Source organism: Myxococcus sp. RHSTA-1-4 (genome assembly GCF_020037125.1).
Taxonomy (GTDB): Bacteria; Myxococcota; Myxococcia; order Myxococcales; family Myxococcaceae; genus Myxococcus.
In genome coordinates, this window is record NZ_JAIQDG010000010.1 from 116,156 (window position 1) to 139,202 (window position 23,047).

General features: G+C 68.6%; 16 protein-coding genes. 10 read left to right on the top strand and 6 right to left on the bottom strand.

Annotated features, from left to right (window positions below; translation table 11 throughout):
• Positions 1 to 13: 13 nt before the first annotated feature.
• Positions 14 to 478: a DUF4150 domain-containing protein gene (locus K8638_RS15920; RefSeq protein WP_223755380.1), complete on the bottom strand. Its 465-nt coding sequence runs from the start codon at positions 476 to 478 to the stop codon at positions 14 to 16.
• A gap of 42 nt (positions 479 to 520) precedes the next feature.
• On the bottom strand, positions 521 to 1,858 hold the full coding sequence (locus tag K8638_RS15925; protein ID WP_223755381.1) for a TIGR02270 family protein: 1,338 nt from the start codon (positions 1,856 to 1,858) through the stop codon (positions 521 to 523).
• A 352-nt stretch (positions 1,859 to 2,210) separates the two neighbouring features.
• On the opposite strand from K8638_RS15925, the gene K8638_RS15930 reads away from it, so the two are divergent.
• Positions 2,211 to 3,107, top strand: a complete 897-nt coding sequence (locus K8638_RS15930) for a dimethylarginine dimethylaminohydrolase family protein (protein ID WP_223755382.1) — start codon at positions 2,211 to 2,213, stop codon at positions 3,105 to 3,107.
• Positions 3,100 to 3,909, top strand: a complete 810-nt coding sequence (locus tag K8638_RS15935; protein ID WP_223755383.1) for a hypothetical protein — start codon at positions 3,100 to 3,102, stop codon at positions 3,907 to 3,909. Before K8638_RS15930 ends, K8638_RS15935 begins: the two co-directional genes overlap by 8 nt.
• Here the strand turns inward: K8638_RS15935 and K8638_RS15940 are convergent.
• Complete coding sequence (locus tag K8638_RS15940; RefSeq protein WP_223755384.1) at positions 3,901 to 4,554, bottom strand: MBL fold metallo-hydrolase; 654 nt, start codon at positions 4,552 to 4,554, stop codon at positions 3,901 to 3,903. The genes K8638_RS15935 and K8638_RS15940 overlap by 9 nt on opposite strands.
• A 116-nt stretch (positions 4,555 to 4,670) precedes the next feature.
• Between K8638_RS15940 and K8638_RS15945 the strand changes: the two genes are divergently transcribed.
• On the top strand, positions 4,671 to 6,605 hold the full coding sequence (locus K8638_RS15945; protein ID WP_370643996.1) for a lipase maturation factor family protein: 1,935 nt from the start codon (positions 4,671 to 4,673) through the stop codon (positions 6,603 to 6,605).
• A gap of 262 nt (positions 6,606 to 6,867) precedes the next feature.
• Positions 6,868 to 7,617: an Ig-like domain-containing protein gene (locus K8638_RS15950; protein WP_223755385.1), complete on the top strand. Its 750-nt coding sequence runs from the start codon at positions 6,868 to 6,870 to the stop codon at positions 7,615 to 7,617.
• A 9-nt stretch (positions 7,618 to 7,626) separates the two neighbouring features.
• Here the strand turns inward: K8638_RS15950 and K8638_RS15955 are convergent, their stop codons facing one another.
• Positions 7,627 to 8,718, bottom strand: a complete 1,092-nt coding sequence (locus K8638_RS15955; protein WP_223755386.1) for a serine/threonine-protein kinase — start codon at positions 8,716 to 8,718, stop codon at positions 7,627 to 7,629.
• 201 nt (positions 8,719 to 8,919) lie between these two features.
• Between K8638_RS15955 and K8638_RS15960 the strand changes: the two genes are divergently transcribed.
• The 5 genes from K8638_RS15960 (at position 8,920) to K8638_RS15980 (ending at position 21,375) form a co-directional block, all read left to right on the top strand.
• Positions 8,920 to 9,807 carry a sigma-70 family RNA polymerase sigma factor gene (locus K8638_RS15960; protein WP_223755387.1) on the top strand — a complete coding sequence of 296 codons (888 nt, stop codon included), beginning with the start codon at positions 8,920 to 8,922 and terminating at the stop codon, positions 9,805 to 9,807.
• A 313-nt stretch (positions 9,808 to 10,120) separates the two neighbouring features.
• Positions 10,121 to 11,509 carry a S8 family serine peptidase gene (locus K8638_RS15965; protein WP_223755388.1) on the top strand — a complete coding sequence of 463 codons (1,389 nt, stop codon included), beginning with the start codon at positions 10,121 to 10,123 and terminating at the stop codon, positions 11,507 to 11,509.
• Between the two features lie 53 nt (positions 11,510 to 11,562).
• Positions 11,563 to 13,428, top strand: coding sequence for a Hint domain-containing protein (locus K8638_RS15970; protein WP_223755389.1), 1,866 nt, complete (start codon positions 11,563 to 11,565; stop codon positions 13,426 to 13,428).
• A gap of 162 nt (positions 13,429 to 13,590) precedes the next feature.
• On the top strand, positions 13,591 to 17,262 hold the full coding sequence (locus K8638_RS15975) for a choice-of-anchor A family protein (protein WP_223755390.1): 3,672 nt from the start codon (positions 13,591 to 13,593) through the stop codon (positions 17,260 to 17,262).
• Positions 17,263 to 17,379: 117 nt separating this feature from the next.
• A complete protein-coding gene (locus tag K8638_RS15980; protein WP_223755391.1) occupies positions 17,380 to 21,375 on the top strand; it encodes a M36 family metallopeptidase in 3,996 nt (1,331 codons plus the stop codon).
• A gap of 237 nt (positions 21,376 to 21,612) precedes the next feature.
• Here the strand turns inward: K8638_RS15980 and K8638_RS15985 are convergent, their stop codons facing one another.
• Positions 21,613 to 22,053, bottom strand: a complete 441-nt coding sequence (locus K8638_RS15985) for a hypothetical protein (RefSeq protein WP_223755392.1) — start codon at positions 22,051 to 22,053, stop codon at positions 21,613 to 21,615.
• 102 nt (positions 22,054 to 22,155) lie between these two features.
• Here K8638_RS15985 and K8638_RS15990 point away from each other — a divergent pair, with 102 nt between their 5' ends.
• Positions 22,156 to 22,440 carry a hypothetical protein gene (locus K8638_RS15990; RefSeq protein WP_223755393.1) on the top strand — a complete coding sequence of 95 codons (285 nt, stop codon included), beginning with the start codon at positions 22,156 to 22,158 and terminating at the stop codon, positions 22,438 to 22,440.
• Positions 22,441 to 22,452: 12 nt separating this feature from the next.
• On the opposite strand, the gene K8638_RS15995 is transcribed toward K8638_RS15990, so the two are convergent.
• Positions 22,453 to 22,974, bottom strand: a complete 522-nt coding sequence (locus K8638_RS15995; protein ID WP_223755394.1) for a hypothetical protein — start codon at positions 22,972 to 22,974, stop codon at positions 22,453 to 22,455.
• Positions 22,975 to 23,047: the final 73 nt, after the last annotated feature.

Consider the following 23,047-nt stretch of genomic DNA (forward strand, 5'->3'; position numbering starts at 1 on the left):
TCGCGAGTGCCTCCTACGGCTTCTTCCCGCAGCACAGGCACGTCACCTTGTCCGGGGGCACGCCCACGGCCACCAGGGGCGGCTGCACGAGGGGAAAGGGCGGCGTGTTCTTGTTGTTGTGGGTCATCAAGTCGAGGGCCCGCGCCACGCCCTTGCCCTCCACCTTCACGTCGAACGAGTAGGTGGCGAACTCGGCCTTGCCCTTCGTCTTTCCCGAGAAGACGCCTCCCCCTGCCGTGCCCGCCTCGTTTCCCGTGCTGGTGGAGAAGGTGGAGTCCTTCACGCAGAGGGGATTGCCCTCCACCTCCACCGTCTTCGCCGTTCCGGCCGCGTCCGAGGACTTCGCCACGTTCGGGTACGGAACGGGCACGGGCCCGGCGGGGCTCGGTGTCTTGCACACGTCAGGAAAGGCGACGGTGGTGCCACCCGAGTCCTTGTGCACCAGGCTGCGGCCATTGGCTCCAACGCTGTTGCTCATGCGCTGCTCCTTCCGGGGGCTGCCGGTGCTTCAACGATTCATTCAGGAGGCCAGGGCGTGCATCCGCATCCGGGCCTCCCACGCGCGCGCAGCCTGGAGTTGGACGTGCTGCACGGTGGCCCAGGTGCGCGTCTCCACGCCGAGCGCGCCCCCGGTTCGCAGCGTCAGTTCCAGGGCCAGCGGTCCCCGTCGGCGCATGGGGGCCGTTTCCAGCGCATCGAGCAGCCGCGCCGCCGTGTATGGATGGCCCCCGAGGTAGCGCTTGCTCGTATCGAAGTCCTCGCGGTTCTCGGCCCACCAGCGCTCCACTTCGGACGCCACCGGCACGGGCAGGTCGTTGTCGGGGCCCGGCCACTCCGGGGTGCGCTCGTCCGTGGGGAGTGCTTCGTCCTCCTCTCCGTCTTCCCGCTTGCGCACGGTGCGGCCCTCCAGCTTCAGCCCCGTCACGGATGAGAAGGCTTCGGCTGCCAGAGGCCCCAGGCTGGCGTCGTCCAGCCATGGCACGCAGGCCTCGACCGCCGACACTCGACCGGAGAAGCCCAGTGCCCAGAGTGTGTCCGCGCGCAGGGCTGGTTGGGCGAGCAGGGGCACCAGCCGCTCCACGTCGGTCGCCTCGCCTCCAAGCGCCACCAGGAGCCGTGCGGTGCGTCCAGCCACGTCCGGTGCCCTCGTCGCTTCGCGGCATGCGCGCCACATCGTGCGCGGGTTCTGTATGAGTCCCGCCACCAGCGCCGCCGCTCGCTGTTCCGGTGCCGCCGAGTCCAATCCGCGTGAAGCTCCCGCCGCGTTGGCCTCCTGGGGGAAGCGCCGCGCCGCGTGCAACGCCGCCATCCTCAACTCGGGCCTGGGGTGGGCCAGGGCGCGTACCAGGACCTCCGCGCCGGGCGATTCGCCGCGCACCGTCAGCGCGTGAAGCACGGCCGCCGCCACGTCCGGATTCACTTCGCGCCCCATCAGGGGCAGCAGGTGCGCGGCGAGCCCGGGCCGTTCGCTCAGCTCCAGCGCGCGGGCCACCGCCATGCGCTGCGACTCATCCCCGTGCTGAAGGACGTCCAGCACGGCCGCCACGTCGTCGTCCGTGCCCCGGGCCAGCAGCACCCACGCGGCCACCCACGACTTCTCCGCGTCCTCCTCCTCGATACTGGGGCGGGCCATGCGCGCGAGCACCTCGGGTCCGCCCGCTTCCAGCACGCCCAGGTACGCACGGAGCCGCTTCTCCGGCCCGTGCATCACCTCCGCCAGCGTGTAGCGGGGAGAGAAGAGGGCATGCTCCCATTGCGTCATCAGGAAGCAGGCGTCCGAGGATGCATCCTCCAGCACCTCGAGGTGCAGCCGCGCGTCCGGCCGGCACAGCAGCGGATTCAACCCGCGTGAGGTCATGGCTCCTCCGGCCTGGATGGGAGGAGCCCGCGTCCCATGAAGGCGTGACGGAGGAGCAAACGCGCCCGATGGCGGCGTGACCATGGGGCAAGGGGCTTGCCAGGGTGTTCATGGGATAACAGGACCGCGAGTCATGACGGAGCGCGCGTCCATCGTTCCAGCGCGGAGCCCCTGCCGCGCTACATCCAGATGCGCTTGGGAACCAGGGTCGACGGCGACCGGTGCGCCCGGGCAGGCGCCCTGCCTGGAGGGCTCGTCCGCAAGGCTGCTTCCGGGAATGCAACAGGGCGTCGCCCTTGACGGTGCGCGTTGTGGCGGCGTGGAAGGCGGGAGGAGTAGAAGCGGGGCCACCATGGACCTCTTCCTCATGTCGCCCCCGGGGCGCGGCTGGGCCCTGCGTGGTCGGAGCAACTTCCGCAGCCGCGAGGCCCCGCAGGTGGATGCGCGCCAGGCCCGGCGCGAGTGGCTGGCGCTGGCGCGGGAAATCGAAGCGCGCGGTGGCACGGTGGTGGCGCTGCCGTCCCCGTCGGAGCTGCTGACGGGCATGCCCTACGCCGCGGAATGCGGGCAGGTGATACCGCGCGAGGGCGCGCCGCCGCTGTTCCTGCTGCCCCGGATGATGAGCGCGCACCGGCAGGCCGAGCGCGAGTACTGGGCACCCCTGGCCCGGAGCCTGGGCATGGAGGTGGTGGACCCGGGCGTGGGCATATGGGAGGCGCATGGCGACGTGGCCACCTTCGACGGCGCCACGCTGCTGTTCTGGGGCGGGCGCACCACGCTCGACGGCCTGGAGGCCGCGGCGCGGTACTTCCCCGGTGAGGTGGTCCGCGTGCAGGTCCGCGAGCCCGCCTTCCACGGCAACATGGCGGTGCTCCCGCTTCCCGCGGTGGACCGGATGCTGGTGTGCCCGGAGGTCATCGCCCCGGACTCGTACGCGCGCCTGCGCGAGCGGTTCGGCGAGCACCGGCTGCTCGTGGTGACGGAGGACGAAATCAAGCGCTACGCCACCAACGGGCTGCCGGTGGGGCGCGACCTGCTGGCGCCCTCGGTGGTGCCGGAGGCGGTGCGCGCGCGGGTGGAGGCGCTGGGCATGCGCGTGGTGCCGCTCACCATGCGCGAGCTGTGCGAGAAGGGCGGTGGCTCGTCGCGGTGCCTCGTGTCGCGCGCGGAGGTGGGCGCGGGGGCGGTGCGGATTCCGGACGCGTACCGGCTGGCGGCCGTGGCGAAGGACATCGAAGCCGATGCGTGACGGGGGCGCGCTGGCCCGGGGCGCGGAGGACTTCTTCGCGCGGCACCCGGGTATGTCGCTGGTGGCGCTGGGCTCGGGCGCACACGCGGACTCGCTGGACCTGGCGCCGCTGGGGCTGCCGGTGCGGTACCTGCCCGCGGAGCGGAACCTGGACCTGGCGGCGCAGTACCTCGTGTTGAACCAGCTCGCCTTCGGTGGCATCGGCGTGCCGCGCTGGGTGCTGTCGGATTTGTACCTGCTGCCGGGGGCCATCGGCCTCCTGCGGTGCCCGGCGCGCATGGTGAAGCCGGCGGTGCGCGAGCGGCTGGGGCTGGCCGACGAGGACCCGGCCATCGGCGCGGCGTACTACGCGGCGCCCTCGGTGACGCCGGGCCTGTTCATCGGCGTGTCGCTGCTGAGCTTCCTGCCGGGCACCGGGGCCGCGCCGTGGGTGAAGGCGCTCACGCTGGGCATGCTGCGCGCGCGCCGGCTGCGTGGCGTGGCCCAGTGGGACAACCCGAGCGTCCGCGTCCACGCGCGGCTGGGGCCGCTGCGCCTGGTGGGCCGGGTGCCCGGGGGGCACGAGTACGGTGAGCGCTCGTTCGTCTACGAGACGGACCTGTCGGACAGCGCGCGCGTGGCGGAGGCGATGGAGCGGCGGCTGTCCCTGGAGCCCACGCGGCGGGTGCCCGTCACGGACCTGTCCACGCTGAGCGGGCTGCTGGACCGCGCCGAAGCGGGGGAGGTGCTGCACCTCGTCCCGCCCGGGCAGGACGCGGGGCACGTGCTGGTGCGCGAAGGTGCCCTCGACGGCTCACGGTGAAGGCGCGGCGGGGGACTCCATGTCCTCCTCCAGCGCGCGCCGCAGCGCGGAGGCACCATCGTTGATGATGGGCGCGCCGTGCGAGAAGCACACCGTCTGCACCGGCAGGTGGTCCAGGATGCGCTGGATGCTGTGCCGTGTGCGGAGGGGTTCGTCCTGGTACTCGCTGGGGACGAACCGCGGCGTGCCTCGGCCCTCGTGCGTCAGCAGGTCCGAGATGAAGGCCACGGCGCGCGGGTGCTGCTGCATCCACAGCGTGTACATGGCCTCCGTGGGCCCGGGCGTGTGGAAGGAGACGAGCCCCGCCGGCAGCGTGGAGCCCGCCCCGTAGGAGAAGTCCGGCTCCTCCTCCAGCCCCTGTGCGCCCTCGGGCGCCCATACCGGAACGCCGAAGGCCTTGCGGAAGCGCCAGGCCGAGCGCTGGTGGTTGCCGGCCGTCAGGACGATGGCGGAGATGTTCCCCAGCCTGCGCAGCGCCGCCTCGTCCACGGGCAGCGGGTCGATGAGGACGACGGCACCGTCATCGTCCACCACCGCGTAGGCGTCACTGCGTCCGCCGCCGATGCGGTCGTCGGAGAGGGTCCAGTGGTGGATGCCGGGCACCACCTCGACCACCCGCTTTGCCTTCCCCTTGGGCTCGCTCATGCGGTGAAACGTAGGCACCGCGCGCCTGGGGCACGTGGCCCCGCGGGCTGGAAGTCTGGCTCGCTCGCCGGGCCTCTTGCTCCACGAGCGGCCGGCCGGGAGGAGTCCGGGCGGCCATGGCCCGGTGGCGCGCACACCCTTCCTCCATGGTGGAGAGACTCAGGTTCGGGGTGGCGCAACGGCCGCTCGTGCTCTTCGACGGGGACTGTGGCTTCTGCCGCCGGTGGGTGGCGCGCTGGCGGCTGAGCACGGAGGGGCGCGTCCGCTTCGTGCCGGGCCGCTGGTGGCACCGCTGGCTGCTCGGCATCCGCGAGGCGGACATGCGGCGGGCCATGCAGTTGGTGGAGCCTTCCGGGCGTGTGTCGCGGGGCGCGGAGGCGGTCTTCCGGGCGCTCGCCTGGTCGCCCCGGAGGGGCACGCGCATGGCGGCGCGTCTGGGGCTGCTGCCCGGCGTGCTGCACGTGGCCCGGGGCGTCTACGCGGTGATTGCCCACAACCGGCGCGGGGCGTCGCGCGTGGACCGGTGGCTCTTCGGCCGCGCCGTGGTGCCACATGAGTACCGGCTGGTGCGCTGGGCCTTCCTCCGGCTGATGGGCGGCACGTTCCTCGTCGCCTTCACCTCGCTGGGGCGTCAGGTGCTCGGGCTCTACGGGAAGCGCGGCATCCGTCCGGTGCACGAGCGGCTGGAGGCGCACAAGGCGGTGGAGCCGGGCTGGGAGCGCGTCTGGACGACGCCCACGGTGTTCTGGCTGGGCGCGTCCGATGCCGCGCTGGTGCGCGGGTGCCGGGCGGGGCAGCTCCTGTCGCTGGCGCTGCTCTTCAACGTCGCGCCCCGGCTGAGTGTGTCGCTGCTGTGGGGGCTGTACCTCTCCTATGTGTCGGTGGGCCGCGAGTTCCTCTCCTTCCAGTGGGACGTGCTGCTGCTGGAGATGGGGCTGCTGTCGGCGCTCACCGCGCCCGGAGGACCGAGGCCGGGCCTGGGCCGTGACGCGCCCTCCGCGCTGGACGTGTTCCTCTTCCGGCTGCTCGTGTTCCGGCTCTACTTCGGCTCCGGCGTCAGCAAGCTCCAGTCGGGGGACGAGACGTGGCGCGAGCTGAGGGCGATGGACCACTACTACGAGACGGCGCCGCTGCCCACGCGCGGGGGCTGGCACGCGCACCACCTGCCCCCGTGGTTCCAGCGCGCCTCCACCGCGGCGACGCTCGGGCTGGAGGCGGGAGGGGCCTTCCTCACCTTCGCGCCCCGGCGGGTGCGGCAGCTCGCCTTCTGGGCCCTCGCGGGGCTGCAAGGCACCATCGGCGCCACGGGCAACTACGGCTTCTTCAACCTCCAGTCGCTGGTGCTGGGGCTGTGGCTGCTGGACGACGCGGCGTTGCGGCGCGTGCTTCCGCTGGAGGCGGAGCAACCCGCCCGTCCGCGTCCGTGGTGGCGCACGGCGGTGTCCGCGGTGACGGCCGCGCCGCTGGTGGTGCTCGGCGCGTCCGAGGTGCTCCGGCGCTTCGACTGGTGGCCGCGGAAGCCGGAGCGCCTCATGGGCATGCTGGGGTGGCTGGACTCACGCGCGCGCCCGCTGCGCTCGGTGAATCCCTACGGCTTGTTCTCGGTGATGACGGTGGAGCGGCCGGAAATCCTCGTGGAGGGCTCCGACGACGGCGAGCACTGGAAGGAATATTCGTTCCGCTACAAGGTGGGCGACCCGAAGCGCCCCCCGAGGCAGGTGGCGCCGCACCAGCCTCGGCTGGACTGGCAGATGTGGTTCGCCGCGCTCGGCTCGCCGCCGAACTGGTTCATCGTCTTCCTGGCCCGGTTGCTGGAGGGCTCGCCCGAGGTGCTGAAGCTGCTCGAGCGCAATCCGTTCCCGGACAAGCCGCCGCGCATGGTCCGCGCCGTGCTCTACGACTACCGGATGTCGAGCCCGGAGGAGCGGCGGCGCACCGGCGACTGGTGGCGGCGGGAGTGGCTGGGGCTCTACGTGCCGCCGCTGGCCCTGGCGCCCGAGCCCCGGCCGGAGGGGCAGGGCCCCGAGCTGCACTGGGAGTCCCAGCCGTAGCCGGGGGGAGGCGGTTTGGGTTCCCGCCTGTCTGTCTGTCGGACCGGCGGGCAGCGGCGGGGCGCCCAGGGGGGACGGTGCACGGAGCGGCAGGCGTGCGGTCGTGGACGGCTGCGGGCCCTTTTCGCTCCGGGGCGGTCGCGCGGCGTTGGTATGGTTGCCGCTCTCCCCCTGGTCCGCCGTGAAGACGCGCCTTCCTTCCCGTTCCGTCCTTGTCCTCGTCCTCGGGCTGCTGAGTGCCTGCGGGCCTACTCCGACCTCGATGACCATCGAGCCGCTGGAGACGAAGTACCTGCGGACTCCGGGGCAGAACATCAAGCTGCGGTACGAGGTCCTCGATGACGAGGGCAAGCGGATGTCCGAGCCGAAGCTGCGGTGGACGAGCTCCGCGACGGACGTGGCGCTCGTGCAGGACGGCGTGGTGACGGTGCGCAAGTCCGGGAAGACCACCATCGGCGTGACGGGCGGCAAGGTGCGCACGGCGATTCCGCTGGACCTCACCATCCTCAACACGCTCGACGTGAGGGCGCCGGGCGCGGACTTCATGGAGGTGGGCCGCGTCATCAAGCTGCGCGTGGTGGCGCGCAACGAGCAGGGCGAGTCCATTCCCGACGCGGCGCCCGCGTTCCGTACCTCGGACGAGACGGTGGTGCGGGTGGAGGACGGTCAGCTCGTGGCCGGGCATCCCGGTGTGGCCACCGTCACCGCCACCCTGGGGCACCTCAGCCGCGCCATCGCCGTGCAGGTGGTGCCGGCGGACTTCGTGCGCCTGGGACTCAACCTCACGCACCATGTCTTCCAGCGCCCGGGCCAGTCGGTGCAGCTCCAGGCCCGTGCCTTCAACCGCAATGGCGCGGTGCTGGAGAGCGTGCCGCTGGAGTGGTTCACCTCGGACGCCTCCGTGGTGACCGTGTCGCCCGAGGGCCGCGTGACGGCGGTGGGCACCGGCCGCGCCGTGGTGTCCGTCGTCGCCGGGCGGCGGCGCACGGCCGCGGAGTTCGTCGTTCCGTAGCGGAGGCCCTCAATACTCTTTCCGCAGGTGCGGGGCATGGCCGCGCGGCAGAAGGGGCTGAGGAAGGAAGGGCGGGCTGGTGACGGCGGGGGTGAAGCCCGGCCGCGCGATATGCTCGAGCATCGCGCACAACGTATCCGCCAGGGCAAAGCGCTCCGAGGGGTCTTCCGAGAGGCAGCACCCGATGACCATCGCGAACCTGGGGTCGATTCCCGGGACGAGGTCCGAAATCAGCGCCCCCATGCCGACCCCATCATCGAGGCTGATGGCCACGGGGGAGGGCACCCATCCGGTACAAAGTTCGAACAGCAGGAGCCCGAGCGCATAGAGGTCGCTCTGCGCGGTCGCTGGTGCGCCAAGCCGAATCTCAGGGGCCATGTAGCGCGGAGTCCCGACGACGCCAGGCACCGCCAATGGGGGGGCGCGCTCCGGGCCCACGAACGAGGCGAGGCCGAAGTCGAGCAGTTTGACCGTGCCGTCGGGCTCCAGGATGGCGTTGCCCGGCTTGAGGTCGCGGTGGAGCACACCGCACTGATGCGCGGCATGCAGGCCACGAGAGAGCCCCACGGCGATGTCGAGCACGCGCTGCCAGGGGAGCGGAGGCCGCAGCTCCGCGAGGCTCTTCCCGTCGACATACTCGTACACGAGATAGGGCCGCCCATCGACCTCGCCACTCCGGAACATGGTCACCACGTTCGGGTGCTTGATGCGAGCGATGGCGCACGCCTCGATGGCGAAGCTCGCAAGCGTCCCCACATCGGGTTGGAGCGCGACGCAGAGTTTCAGTGCCACCCAGCGGTCCAGCGAGGTGTCGCGCGCGAGGTAGACGGCCCCCATGCCGCCCCGCCCCAACAGCCTCACCAATCTGAACTCGTCCAGCTCCAGGGGCGGCTTCCAGGTGGCGAATGGCCGTGCCGCCGTCCATTCCGAATTCGACGCGCGCCCCGCCTGCATGGTGGCCACTGACGAGGCACGTCCTTGACGCGCATCGCTGCGCACGGCCGCGACCAGGAGTTCACGGCACGCGGAGCACTCGGCGGCATGGCGATGGACGACGGAATTCGCCGCCGTCTCCAACCGGCCCTCGAGCAGCGCGACCACGTCTTCATCGCACAGGCAGCTTGATGGCAATTTCGTGCCCCCCTCGGAACACCCTGAGTGAAGACTCTCACAAAACGCGAGCCATACGGAGAGAACTGGATGCCGCCGCGGCGTGGCCACCACCTTGTGTCAGACCTCTGTGCGATTAAGCTGTAAAAATCGGCTTCTTGGATAATATGGGGTACTCAGAGGGAGGGGGGCTTGGCATTCGCACCGACATTCCTCGCACACACGGGCTGGCACGTCGAAGGGGCCGCGGACCTCGAATGCCTCGAGCGCCTGCTCCTGCGCTTCTGGCGGGAGGGCCGTGACCAATGGCCAGATATCCCCCTCTCGTCCGACGCGTTCGTTTGTCATCTCGCCGCACATTCCCCGAGGCTGGAGCCAGGGGACGACTTCGAGCGCCTCCTTGCCCAGCTCGTCCCGGGAGACCTCTACCTCGCCTGCGCTTGCGCCAGGGGCATTCCCGCCGCGCTCTCCGCCTTCGAGCGGCACCACATCGCGGACGTCCCGGCAACGCTCGCGCACATGAAGCTCCCCGAGGCAGTGGTCGATGACATCCGTCAGCAGGTGCGCGAGCGGCTGCTGGTGCGCACCGACGAGGCGCCGAAGATAGAGGAGTACTCGGGCCGTGGTCCTCTCAGCAACTGGGTGCGGGTCGTGTCGCTGCGCACGGCCCTGAGCCTGCTGCGTACGACGCGCGAGGAGGGCTCGGTGAGCGACGCCATCCTGGACCTGCTGCCCGACCCCGACGGGAATCCCGAAACAGAGGCCATCCAGCGGCGCTACCAGGACGAGTTCCGTCAGGCGATGGAAGATGCCTTCGCGGCGCTGCCCAGCAGGCAGAAGTACCTGCTCCGCCTCCACTTCGTGGATCGCCTGTCGACCACGAGGATTGGCGCCCTCTTCAACGTCAACCAATCCACCGCATCCAGGTGGCTGCGGACCGCGCAGCAGGAAGTTCACGACGCGACCCGGCGCATTCTCAAGGAGCGCCTGGACCTCTCCTCCCGGGAGTTCACGAGCGTCCTCCGCGCCGTCGAGAGCCAGCTCGACCTCAGCATCAGCCGCATCCTCGCCGAGGGTTGACACTGGCGTTCGCCACGAAAGCCTGTCACAGCGTCAGGGAAAGTATTCACTCCTGGTGAATGTTGAAAATCTCTGCATAGCTTGACCGCGCCGAGCGTCTTTAGCCTGCGAGCATCCACCGGGAACCGGCACCTCGAAGTTGCTGTCTCGTGGAAACCCCTGTGTGCGCCCAGGGCCACACTGAATCACCTTGCACACCCCCCTCGACTACAGCCTCGGCGCCGGAGTCCGGCGGCCGCAATGGCACACGCCCACCCATGGGGTGCTCGCACACCCCGAGGGAATCCCTTACCTGCAAGCAAAAGGAACGCATATGCCGACAAGACAGACACGTGATGGCCGCGCCCCGGTGGCGAGGAGCCAGGTCCTGCCGCTGATGGGCATGCTCGCGCTGACCCTGGGCGGCTGTGCGGAGCAGGGCCTCCAGGACACGAGCACGCCTCCGGAAAGGCTGGTCAGCCGCGTCGCGCCGCTGAACAAGGCTCCGGCGGGGCTGAGCGTTCCCGGAGAGTACCTCGTGGTCTTCGAGGCGGAGGTCGGCACGTCGGCAATCGACACCGCGGCGGCCGAAGTCGCCCAGGCCGGCGGGGACAACGCGCTGATGTACCAGTACTCCATCATCCCGGGGTTCGCCGCGACGCTGGATGCGACGGAGCTCGACAAGCTCCTCAACAACCCGAGCGTGGCCTACATCGAGGAGAACGCGGTCGTCGGCCTCGGCACCACCTCTCCCAGTCCGGCTGACGGCATCGACCGCACGGACCAGCGTCTGGGGCGCGACGGGAGCTACGATGACCACGGCCGCAACGGCGCCGGGGTCCACCTCTACGTCCTCGACACCGGCATCAACACCCGGCACTCCGAGTTCACCGGCCGCATCGGCAATGGCTTCACCGCCGTCAACGACGGCCGCGGCGTCGAGGACTGCCATGGCCACGGCACGCACGTGAGCAGCACGGCCGCGGGCACCCTCTACGGCATGGCCAAGCAGGCCCGAATCCATCCCGTGCGGGTGCTGGGCTGTGGTGGCTCGGGAAGCTGGGCCGGCGTCATCGCGGGCCTGGATTTCGCCCGTACCGACTGCCGGAACCAGAACGGGCCCTGCGTGGCCAACCTGAGCCTGAGTGGCGGACAGACTCCAACCGCCAACGCCGCGGTCGCCAATGCCGTGAACGCGGGGGTGACCGTCGTGGTCGCCGCGGGCAATGACAACGTGGACGCCTGCACCCGCTCGCCCGCGAGCGAGCCCTCGGCCATCACCGTGGCCGCCACCGACGACGCCGACCGGCGCGCGTGGTTCTCCAACTGGGGCAACTGCGTGGACATCTTCGCCCCTGGCGTGAGCATCCTCGGCGCCTGGGTTGGCGGCACCACGGCCACCGCCTCCATCGACGGCACGTCCATGGCCAGCCCCCACGTCGCGGGCGCCGCGGCCCAGTACCTGACCGACCATCGCGATGCCCGGCCCAACCAGGTCGAAGCCAACGTCGAGGGCTCCGCGAGCCTCAACTGCGTCTCGGATGTCCGGGGCTCGCCCAACTCCTTCCTCTTCAATGACCTGAACCAGGGCAACTACTACTGCAACAACACAACCGCGAGCTGCAAGGGCCTGTGTGGCGGCCCCGGGTACGGCTGCTTCTGCGAGGAGAGCTGCGTGCTCTACAACGACTGCTGCCCTGACTACGCCGAGGTCTGCAAGTGATGTGAAGCCGTTTCCGCGTCCCCATCCAATTGTCTGAGTAGAGGAGGTGCAACATGATGCGAATGCGCCGTTATCTGGTCGTGGGCAGCGCCATCGCCGGTACCTGTCTGAGCCTGCTGTCTGGCTGCACGTCGAACCCACAGGAGTCGATGCCGGAGTTCCACGGCCGCAACCAGCAGGGGGTTGGAGAGCCGGGCCGCCTGTCCAAGGCCGAGTGGGCCACCTACATCGCTGACCAGCAGTACCTGCACGGCATCGCCAAACCGAACGTCCGCATCCGCCTGAACATGGCGGATGAGGCCCAGTACCGGTTCGCCATGGCGCGGCTCAAGCTCGCGGGCAAGACGCCGGAGAACTCGCCCTACCTGTTCAAGGTCCTGGCGCAGCGGCGCCAGGACCACCTGGCCCAGGGCTACAAGCCGGGGCTCCTGCCCATGGCGGCGAACACCCTCGAGGGCACGGCCGAAATCCAGGAGATGCACGTCATCGAGCAGGCCAGCACCGGTGAGACGACCTCGGCCGCCAATGACGGCCTGGGCACCGCGACCTCCACCTTCCCCGGCGGCGCCGTCTACACCTACGTCGACACCAGCTACACCGACTCGAGTGGCTTCGCGCTGGGAGACCTGGCCTGGAGCGAGGAGTTCGACGGTGGCTACAACGTCACCGTGAATGCCACGGGCAACCTGGCCCTGACGACCCTCAAGCGGTACCGGGTCTCGTCCTACAAGGTCGAGGAGGATCAAGCCGGGAATGTCAATGATTCCTATCTCTTCACCGACGTCGGCCTCGAAAGCGGGCCCGTCGTCAATGAGGCGCCCCGCCTGAGCGCGCTCACGGTCCTCGCCCCGCTCGACGTCGCGTTCAACGACAACCTCATCTCGGTGTGTCTGAACCGGACCTGGACGCAGGACTGCGACTATGACCTGACGGGCAACGCGACCTCTGTCAAGCTGCCGCTGAAGGGCTCCATCGCCGTCACCAGCAGTCACGTCTTCGACGACGCGGCCATCAACCAGCTCAAGACGGACCTGAACCTGGGGCTGGCGCGTCCCGACGCCGGGCACCTCAAGCTGATTCTCACCAACGTGGGCGGAGGCTGTGACGTCACCGACGGCAACACGCTCGTGTCGAAGATGAGCCAGTTCTGGAACCGCGTCACCCTGAGCGCGGACAAGAAGACCTTCTCCTGGGACCTGACCGGCACCAACGCCGCGTTCTTCGACGATGGCTGCCGTCAGGTGCAGGACTCGGCCAAGCTGACCGCGTTCATCACGCTGCCCCTCATCTCGGCCGGCACGAAGTACCGCTCCTCCATCACCCTGAGCAACGACCCGGCGGCCGTCCGGCCGGACTACGTCTTCAAGAAGATCACCATCACCAACAGCTGCCTGGCGGAGGGCACCGAAATCGAGATGGCGGAGGGCAAGGCGACCACCATCGAGTCCGTGAAGGCGGGCGACTCCGTGTCCAATCCCTACAACCCGTCCCTGACGGTCATGGACACGGCCGTGGGCATCGAGACGACGCCGATGGTGCGCATCCGCAACGAGGCTGGCCGCACCCTGCTGATGACCGAGATGCACCCCATCCAGGTCGTGGCGCGCGGCATGGTCCAGGCCCGCGAGCTGAAGAAGGGTGACCTGGTCATGACCAGGGCGGGGCCCAGCAAGCTCACCGAGGTGAGCCGCGAGGCCTTCAGCGGCAAGGTCTACAACCTCAAGGTCGGCTCGGTGGCGGAGAAGTCCACCCTCGGCGAGGACCAGACCGTGGTGTACGCCAACGGCTTCATGGTGGGCGACGGTCAAATCCAGAAGAAGTACGAGTCCATCGCCATGACCCGGAAGAGCGGTGACATGCTGGCCCGGCTGCCGAGCCGGTGGCACCGCGACTACCTGCTGTCGCTCCAGCGCAAGTAACGGGTCTCCTCATCCGCGGGAGCCCGCACCGGCGAGCCTCGTGCCGTGCTTCAGGTTCGCCCCAGGTATCGACCGGCCACCCTTCAGGAAACCGAGGGGTGGCCGCGCCCTTTGTCATCCGCGCCGTATGACTCACCAGCCCAACGCCACGGAGTGAACCTGATGCAGATGCGCACCGTCTTCCTGCTCCCGTTCCTCGTCGCACTCGCAGCCGCGTGTGGGGACGCCGCTACCCAGCCCGCGGCCGCCGCCGCCCCACAGGTCAGGGCGCTCAGTGCGGAGGCCCTGGCCGAGCGCCAGCGCATCGCGAGTCAGCACCTGGCGAAGCCCGCCGCGGCCGTGGCCTCGCTCGCCACGGCGGCGGAGATTGTCACCGCCCTGGACCTTCCTCCCGGCATGGTGACCAGCTCCACCCTCACCGCCGCGAACCCCCAGGCGGCCATGGTGGCCCCCGAGTTCGGCAACATCAAGCCACGCAAGGGCAACTCGCTGCTCATCATGAGCACGGGCAACATCAACGTCGCCAACCTCCCGGAGCCGGGAACGGACTATCCGCCCGCGGGAGAGGATGGGGACTCCGTCGTCTTCCGGGTCTCACTCAACGTGCCCCGCGGCAGCAACCGCCTGTCTTTCGACTTCAGGTTCCTGAGCGCCGAGTCGCCTGAGTTCGTCGGCACTTCCTTCAACGACACGTTCACGGTGCGCGTCATCGACGGCTTCGGGACGCGTGAAGCTGGCATGGCGTCGGTGAACAGCTCCATCTTCTATGACGTGTCATCCACGCGTGCGGCGGGCACCGGGTTCGACACGTTGTTCGCCGATGACCCATGGGGCGTCGACTTCTTCCCGGCTTCCTACCCACCTGAAGTCCTGTTGTTCCCGGACGCGGGAATCACCGACTTCCGGACCGTCAACGTGGAGGTGTCCAGCGGAGGGACGGTTACGCTCGAGTTCGAGATTCGCGACCTGGGGGACGGAGTCCTCGACTCCACGGTGGTCGTCGACAACATCTCCTTCACGGGCATGGAGGTGGTCGACCCGAACCCGAAGCTCATCCACGAGTTCCTGGGCACCGTCGTGACGGACCCCGGACAGCTCAGTGGCACCGAGGGAATTCCACCCGTTCAGTACGTGGCGGCTGACGGTGTCACGCAGGTCCTGGTCCGCGCCAAGGTCCCCGGCCCCGGCCAGATGACGTTCTCCCTGGTGGGCGGCACCAGCCCCACGAGCGGCGGGCTCGGTGCGGTGGGAACCTCCACCCGCGCCAGCACGGTCACCGTGGACACCGTCCTTGCCGGACCCGGAACGCACTACGCCTTCGCGCTGTACACGAGTCCCCCGGACTTCGATATCGGCGGCTTCGCGAACGTCTCGAGCCGCCCCATCAGCATCTCCGGACAGTACACTCCCACCACCGGCACCGGCTTCACGAGCCAGGTGGGGCTCACCATCGTCCGCCCGCCGCTGGTGCTCGTTCACGACATCTGGTCCAGCTGCGCCGCCTGGAGTGGAACCAACGGAATCGCCGCGAGCAGCCTCTTCGAGGTGACCTGCGCCGACTACTCCGCGACGAGCGCGGCCAGTCTCGACTCCGAGTCCAACCGGCTCGCGCTCCCGGACGCCATCAAGGAGGCCCTCCTGGAGATGCGCCTGCGGCAGACCGCTGTCACCCAGGTGGACGTCATCGGCCATGGCATGGGTGGGCTCCTGGCTCGCAAGTACGTGGATTGGCCCAACTATCGCAGCTTCACCAACTTCGACTCGGGCTCCATCAACCGGCTCATCACCATGAATACCCCCCATGTCGGCACACGCATGGCGGACGAAATCGTGAAGATGCGCGAATTCCTCAAGGTGGACCATCCGGAGGTCTGGAACGGGCTCCGCGACCTGCTCGCCGTCAACGGGACTCCCGTCGAAGTCGCCGGGGGGACGGCCCTCGACGAGCTCCTCACGACGCCCGCATCACCCATCAACAACATCAAGCAGACCGCTGTGCCAACGCATGTCATGGTCAGCAATGGCGCACAGACCATCGCTCGCACGCAGACCATGGCGTTGTTCCCGGCCAGGTTCAGGATTCTGTATGACAATATCGAACGGCACCATGAATTGACGTTCGGGGCCACCGCTATGGTCCGGCAGAAGCTCATTCTCGGTGTGGACAGCATGTTGTTCTGTGGAGACCCGCATGACGGCCTGGTGGCCGATGCGGATCAACGGGGCGGTGTGACAGTCGACGCTGTCTCTTCCTTCGCGGTGAGTCAGTCGAATATCGACAGTGATCACTTCGAGCTCACGAACGACCTCCTGCATCGCAACAGGCTCACCGAATTGCTCAACAGCCCTGTTGGCGGCACGTCCTTCGTGCAGGCCCTTCCCAGCCCGTCCACGCTCCCCCGTGTGAACGGCTGCGGCGCCCTCACCGTGGGGGCAGCGGGCTCCGCTGACCTCGCGAAGGTGGAGCCCCGCTACGAGGACGGTGTGGACTGGTCCAGTGGCGTCCCCTCGCTCGCGGGCAACCTGGTCATCACCTCGCCGGCCCCCGGCACCCAGGTCACCCCGGGCGGCACGGTGACGGTGTCGGTCGCTGGCACGGCGGGATTCCAGCCGGCGACGGTGTTCATCCTGGGGGGAGGCAACGCGGTCATCATCGAGGCGGCTCCGTTCTCGGCGCAGTTCCAGGTTCCGCAGCAGGCCATCGGCTCGCTCGAGCTCGCTGCCTTCGGCATCGACGCCCAGGGAATGATTCAGTCCTCTCCGCGCGTCGTCCTGCCCGTGGTTTCGTCGGCCCAGTTGAGCTCCATCCAGGTCCTCAACGGGGATGCCACCCTTGGCGGCCCGGGCTCGAAGCGGAAGCTCGTGGTGAGTGGCAGGTACACCGACGGCGTGACGCGAGACATCACCTCGCCGGCCCTGGGAACCGTGTACTCGACCTCGAACCCCAGCATCGCCACCATCACCCCGGATGGAACCCTGACGGGCATCAGCGCGGGAATCGCCACCATCACCGTGCGCAACGGGGCGGTCTTCACCAGCATCACCGTCACGGTCGGCACCGAGAGCACCGCTCAATGCCTCGAAGTCCGCCTTGGCGAGTACAACCTCTTCGTCCTCGAGGACTACCTGCAAGGGAATGAAGTCCGGGGCAAGGTGGCCGCTGGCCGCAACATCTCCCTGGAGAACTTCTCCGTCGGCGCGATGCTCGCCGAGGGCGACACCTCCAACGTGCTGGTGGCGGGTGGGAACCTCTATCTCCACAACGGCAGCGTCTGGGGTGACACCCGGTACGGAGGGGCGCTCACGACCGGCACGAACGTCACCTATCCTCGCGGCACGGTGGCACGCGGAACCCCCATCAGCTTCGCCTCGCGCGCCAGCTCGCTGCAGACGCTCTCCTCCGAGCTCGCCGTCCTTCCCGCCAATGGCACCACCACGCTGGAGTCGTGGGGAGGCATCACGCTCAAGGGCACCGACCCCAAGGTGAATGTCTTCAACGTGAATGCCAGCGCCTTCACGGGGGCCGTCCTGCTCTCCATCGAGGCCCCCGCGGACTCCCTGGCCGTCATCAACGTCCGAGGCACCTCGGCGCTGTTCACCAACTTTGGCCATGTCTTCAGCGGCGGCATCGATGAGCGCGGCGTCCTCTTCAATTTCCCAGACGCCACCACCCTCACTGCCTATGGGTATGGTTTCTACGGTACGGTTCTTGCTCCCAAGGCCAATGTCACCTTCAATGACGGGAGCTGGGTGGGGGGGATGTACGCGCGCTCACTGAAGGGCAACGCAGTCGGGCACATCGCCCGTCTGCGGGATACAGACATCTGCAAGTGATGGCGGGCCTCGGAATTCCGAGGCTGGATTGCGACAGTGGGGGCCCGGATGCTCAAAAATCTGAGGAGCCGCGTGTCCATCGTGATGGTGACGGTGGCATTTTGCACGGGATGTGCGGTGGAGCCCTCCACTGATGCTTCCCCCGGCCTGGGCGTGCGGGCCGGGGGCCTCGCGGATGTCCCGGGGGACGTGGCCGTCGTCTCCCGGGATGCGGCGCGCAACGTGCCGACGATGGTGTGGGCGGGGCAGGGGCATGGGCGCCCCGCGCTCACGCGGCACACGCCCGAGGCGGCGGCGCGCCTGTATCTGGAGCGGCATGCGGCGCTGTACCGGCTCTCGCCCGTGGCCCTGGAGGCCGCCTATGTGCATCGGGTCCATGACACCGGCGAGGGCGGCATCATCGTGTTCTTCAGGCAGCGCGTGGCCGGCATCGAGGTGGTGCGCAATGAGCTGAAGGTGCTCATGACGCGCGACCTCGAGCTGGTCGCCATGACGGGAAACCTGCACGACGGAGTGGACCAGGCGCTGGCCGAGGTGGAGAGTCAGGGGGACCGGAGCGCCTTCCAGGCCTCCCCCGCCCAGGCGGTCCTGGATGCGCTGGGGGACCTGTACGGGCTCTCGCTGGCCAGTGACGTCGCGGTCCAGGAGGTGGGGATGGCCGGGGCGGACCGCCAGCTCTTCGACCTTGCTCCCACCAGCGCGGGGAAGAGCTCCGGTATCTCGCTGGTGACCCCCGCTCAGGTCATGCCGGTGTACTTCCCCAGGGCCGACCGCCTGGTTCCCGCCTACTCGGTGGAGCTCCTCGCGCAACGCCGTGGACGGGAGTCCCGCCGCGGCTACGAGTATGTGATGGCCGCGGACGATGGCGCCACGCTTCTCCGCCGAGACCGGATCTCCAGCGACGTGTATTCGTATCGAGTCTGGGCGGACCCGGATGGAACCCCTCGTGATGGGCCCCAGGAGGACTACACGCCCCACCCCACGGGAGAGCCAGACGGCTACGAGCCGGCCTTCGTGGCCCCCACGGACGTCTTCGTGGACGGATTGGTGCACCCGGACGGAGGGGTGGATTCCTGGCTTCCCGCGGGCGCGGACCACACCTCGGGCAACAATGTGTTTGCCTATGCGGACCACTACAACCCGGATGGCTACACCGACGGCGGCGTGGACGTACGGGCCTTCGTGATTCCGAATACCCGCAACTTCCATTTCGACTACGAACACTCCCTGGGGCCGATGGAGCGCGAAAGCCAGACGCATGCCGCGATTGCCCGGCTCTTCTATACGACCAATTGGTTGCACGACTATTTCTACGTCTCCGGCTTCAATGAGTCCGCGGGCAACGCCCAGAATGACAACCGGGGGCGCGGAGGGCAGGGCGGTGACGCCCTGCTCGCCGAGGCCCAGAACCTCGGAACCAATCCCCTGATGCGCAACAATGCCTCCATCTACGTGCCGCGTGACGGCCGGGTTCCCCGGATGGAGGCGTACCTCTGGCAGATGCCAGAAGAGCGCCACTTCCGGGGCTCGGGCGTCGAGTACACCACCGGCAGGGCGGCGTTTGGCCCGCAGCGGTTCAACCTCGACTCGCTCCGTCTCGTCCTGGCCAGCAGCGGCACGTCTTCCGCCACTGATGCTTGTCAGCCCCCGAGCAACGACGTCACGGGCGCCATCGTCCTGGCTGACCGCGGCAACTGCATCTATGAGCTCAAGGCGGTGAACGCGGAGCGCGCGGGCGCGGCCGGGTTGATTGTCATGAATCACATTCCGGGGGGGGCGCCACCCGAAATGGCTGACGTGGACCCGACACTCAGCACCCAGCTCCCCACTCTCTCCATCACCTACGAGGCCGGTCAGACACTCAAGGCCCTGCTCGCCGGTGGCTCCGTCAATGGGAGCATGGCGCGCATCCCCAGCGCCGAGCGGGACGGCGCTCTCGACAACACGGTCGTTGCCCACGAATGGGGGCATCTGCTCCACCTCCGCCTCGTCGACTGCACTGAGCCCCAATGCAAGGCGCAGAGCGAGGGGTGGGGCGACTTCATCGCCCTCCACATGATGGTCCGGGAGAATGATGGGTTTGACGGGACGTACGCAATCGGGGGGTATGCGTCATACATCCTCGGCCAGAGCCCCTACTATGGCATCCGCCGGGCGCCCTACTCGCGCAACCCACTGAAGAACGCGCTTCGGTTCCGCCATGTCTCCGATTCGGAGCCGCTCCCCGATGCGCACCCCCTCCGTGACAACGGTGAGGTGAACTCGCAGGTGCACAACGCGGGGGAGGTCTGGGCGTCCATGCTCTTCGACGGCTACCTCGCCCTGGTTGATGAGGCCCTGCGGTCCGGCCCCCGTCACGAGGCCTTTGTCGCGGCCAGGCGGCGAATGGCGGATTATGTCGTCGCGGGCATGGCGCTGGCTCCCGTGGACCCGACCTTCACGGAGCAGCGGGACGCGCTGCTCATGGCCGTCCAGGCCAGGGACTCCCGAGACATGCTGCTCCTGGCCGAGGCCTTCTCCCGGCGTGGCGCCGGCACCTGCGCGGAGTCTCCGCCGCGAAGGTCCCTCGACTTCACCGAGGTCAAGGAGAGCACCGGGGTTCGGGCGGACCTGCGGTTCGAGTTCGTGCGGGTGGACGACGGGGTTCGCGCCTGTGACGCCCGGGCCGACGGCATTCTCGACGCCGACGAGGCAGGAACGCTCCACCTCAAGGTCTCCAATCCGGGCCCCGTGGCCTCCACATCTGGGACTACTGTGACGGTCCAGGCCAACAGGTCGATGGTGTCGTTGCCCCAGGGGGGAATCCCCCTCCCCACGGTGCCCCCCTTTGGCTCCATCTCGCTGGAGGTCCCCATCCAGCTGACAGCGCCCCTGGAGGGGCCGCGAGACGTGGAGTTCACCATCACGCTCATCGCCCCCAACTCCTGTCAGGAGCGCACGGAGCAGAAGCACATCGTCAAGCTCGACCATGACCTGGCCCCTTCGGCGGGCGATGCGTTCGAGGGCAACACGACATCCTGGCTGACCCAGGTCCTGAGGGGCGGCGAGGACCAGCGCTGGCGGCGGATGCTTGCCCCGTCGAGCACCCCTGGCGAGGTCAATCACCTCTGGTTCGCGAAGGATGGATATGACGCCGCGGATACCCTGCTGGTGACTCCTCCGGTGAAGGTGGCGGCCGATGCTCCCTTCCAGATGACCTTCGACCACCGGTATCATTTCGCGTTCACACACGACTCCGAGACGGGCCAGACGTCCTACTGGAATGGAGGGGTCATCGAGGTCACCCAGGATGACGGGGCGACCTGGGAGGACGTGAGCGTCTACGTCCAGCCGGGATACGGAGGGACGCTCGACACCACCGTGAGCAACACCCTGGCCGGTCGACAGGCGTATGTCGCGCAGAACGCGGCGTGGCCCGGGATGAATGTGAACACCACCCTGGATTTCGGCACGAAGCTGAGCGGGAAGACCGTGCGGCTGAGGTTCCGCTTTGGCTCGGCCTGGGTCGTCCAGGCCCATGGGTGGGAGATTGACAATGTCTCCCTGACGGGAGTCACCGAGGGGCCATTCGAGGGCATCTTCGCGGACGCCGGTATCTGCCGTCCTCCTACCGCCAATGCCGGCGCCGACCAGACCGCTCTCTTCGGCGCGGAGGTGACGCTCGATGGCTCGGGGAGCTCAGGCCCGAATCCCGGGGTGTTGCAGTATTCGTGGGAGCAGCTTCAGGGGCCCCCGGTGGAGTTGCAGGCGAGGGACTCCGTCAGGCCGCGCTTCACCGTGCCCACCATCGAGGATGCAGAGCAGCGGACCCTGCGCTTCCAGTTGAGCGTCAGCGACGGCGCCTTCACCGCCACCGACACCGTGACGGTCCAGGCGGAGCCGCCCAAGGTCGTTGACCCGCCGCCGGACCCGCCAGACCCGCCTGAGCCGCCGAAGTTCATCACGGGGGGGGGAGGTGGTTGCACCATCGGCGCGACAGGGCAGGAGCCGCCTTCCTCCTGGCCCTTCTGGCTGCTCGGGACGATGGCGTTGCTGGCCAGGTCGCGGCGCCGGCCATGGGGCGCGATGGGCGCACGGCCCGCCGCGGGGAACGGCGACAGGGCCCTGAGGTGAGGGCTCCTTGGCCCGGGGCAATGCTTCGGGGAGACTTTCTCTCCCTGGAGCGCTCGCCAGGGAGTGCTGGCAGGCCTGAGCGATTGGCGCACAGCCTCCCGTGAGCCGGTGGGCACCGGCCGCGCCGTGGTGTCCGTCGTCGCCGGGCGCGGCGGCGCACCGCCGCGGAGTTCGTGGTTCCGTAGCGCTGCCGCGGATTCCGAGGCTCGTGGGGGAGCAAGCCTCGGAGGGTGAGAGTCATTCGGCGACCGTGCACACGAATCCAAGCTGCTCAGCCGCCTCGGAGCACCGCTGGGCCTGTTGACGTTCGCTGACCTCAATGGACGTTGGGGCCGGCAGCGTCAGACGTTCCGCGATTCGGGCCGCCTCATCAGGTGCGAATCCACCGTGCGAGCTCAGGAAGAGAGCAAGCGCCCCCCTGTCTTCGGCGGGCCGACACCCGGTGACATAGAGCCGCTTTCCACGAGGCTCCGCATAGAGCCCGATGTCGATGCCGCGCTCGGACAAGCTCCTGGCTGCGGTCTCGTTCGGCATTTCAACGACCTCGACCGGCCGCGCAACGATGGAGTCCACCAGCTGCTTGGCCTTTCCGAGTGACAGGTTCAGGTCTCGCCGAAGGAGATGGACGAGGTCCACGGACCGGGGATTCGCCTTCCATCCAGAGAAGAGCAGTCGCATGGCGTTTACTTGACCATCTTCTTCAGTGACCTCGGTGATCTTGTTGGGGCGCGTCTCTTCTGCCTCGGGCTGCTGAGTGCCTGCGGGCCTACTCCGACCTCGATGACCATCGAGCCGCTGGAGACGAAGTGCCTGCGGACTCCGGGGCAGAACATCAAGCTGCGGTGGACGAGCTCCGTGACGGACGTGGCGCTCGTGCAGGACGGCGTGGTGACGGGTGCGCAAGTCCGGGAAGACCACCCTCGGTGTGACGGGCGGCAAGGTGCGCACGGCGATTCCGCTGGACCTCATCATCCTCAACACGCTCGACGTGAGGGCACCGGCCGCGCCGTGGTGTCCGTCGTCGCCGGCCGGCGGCGCACCGCCGCGGAGTACGTGGTTCCGTAGGGGCCGCTCCCTTCAGGCCCCAGGGACCGTCCTCTGGCAAAGAGGGACCGCGGACATCCTGTACAGGTCCACGAAGTCCACGACATCGAGCTCAACGCTTTCGAGGCGCCCCTGCTCAACGCCGCGCCGGTACTCGCCCAGGTACTCCTCACACTCGGCGCGAGATGAGAACAATCCGTTGCAGTTGAGCCTGTGCCCCCACTTCGGGTCGAAGAAATCCGAGCCAAAGATTCCTTCCCTCAAGAGCGACCCTCCGCCGTACAACACGACGTCCAGGCCCATCCAGTCCCCCGGATTCGCGACCGGCACCCATCCCTTTACCTTCGCCAGTTCGTTGGAGTGGATGGCGATTACCTCGTTCGCGGCCGCCATCCCCCCGATGAGCTGGAGGCAGTTCGTGATATCAGACAATTCACCCAGCAGCTCGACTCCGAGCGCGTCCCGGTTGCGCTGGGTGAGTCTGTTCCTGAGGGCAACGACGCTCTCAGCAGGATTCGAGTCGTAGTACAGCTCGTCCAGGTCAAACCACGGCATTCTATCCACCCCGCCGTAGTAGGTGCTTCCGACCCTGTCGGGGCGAGACGGGAAGACGCCTCGCCCGGCCAGG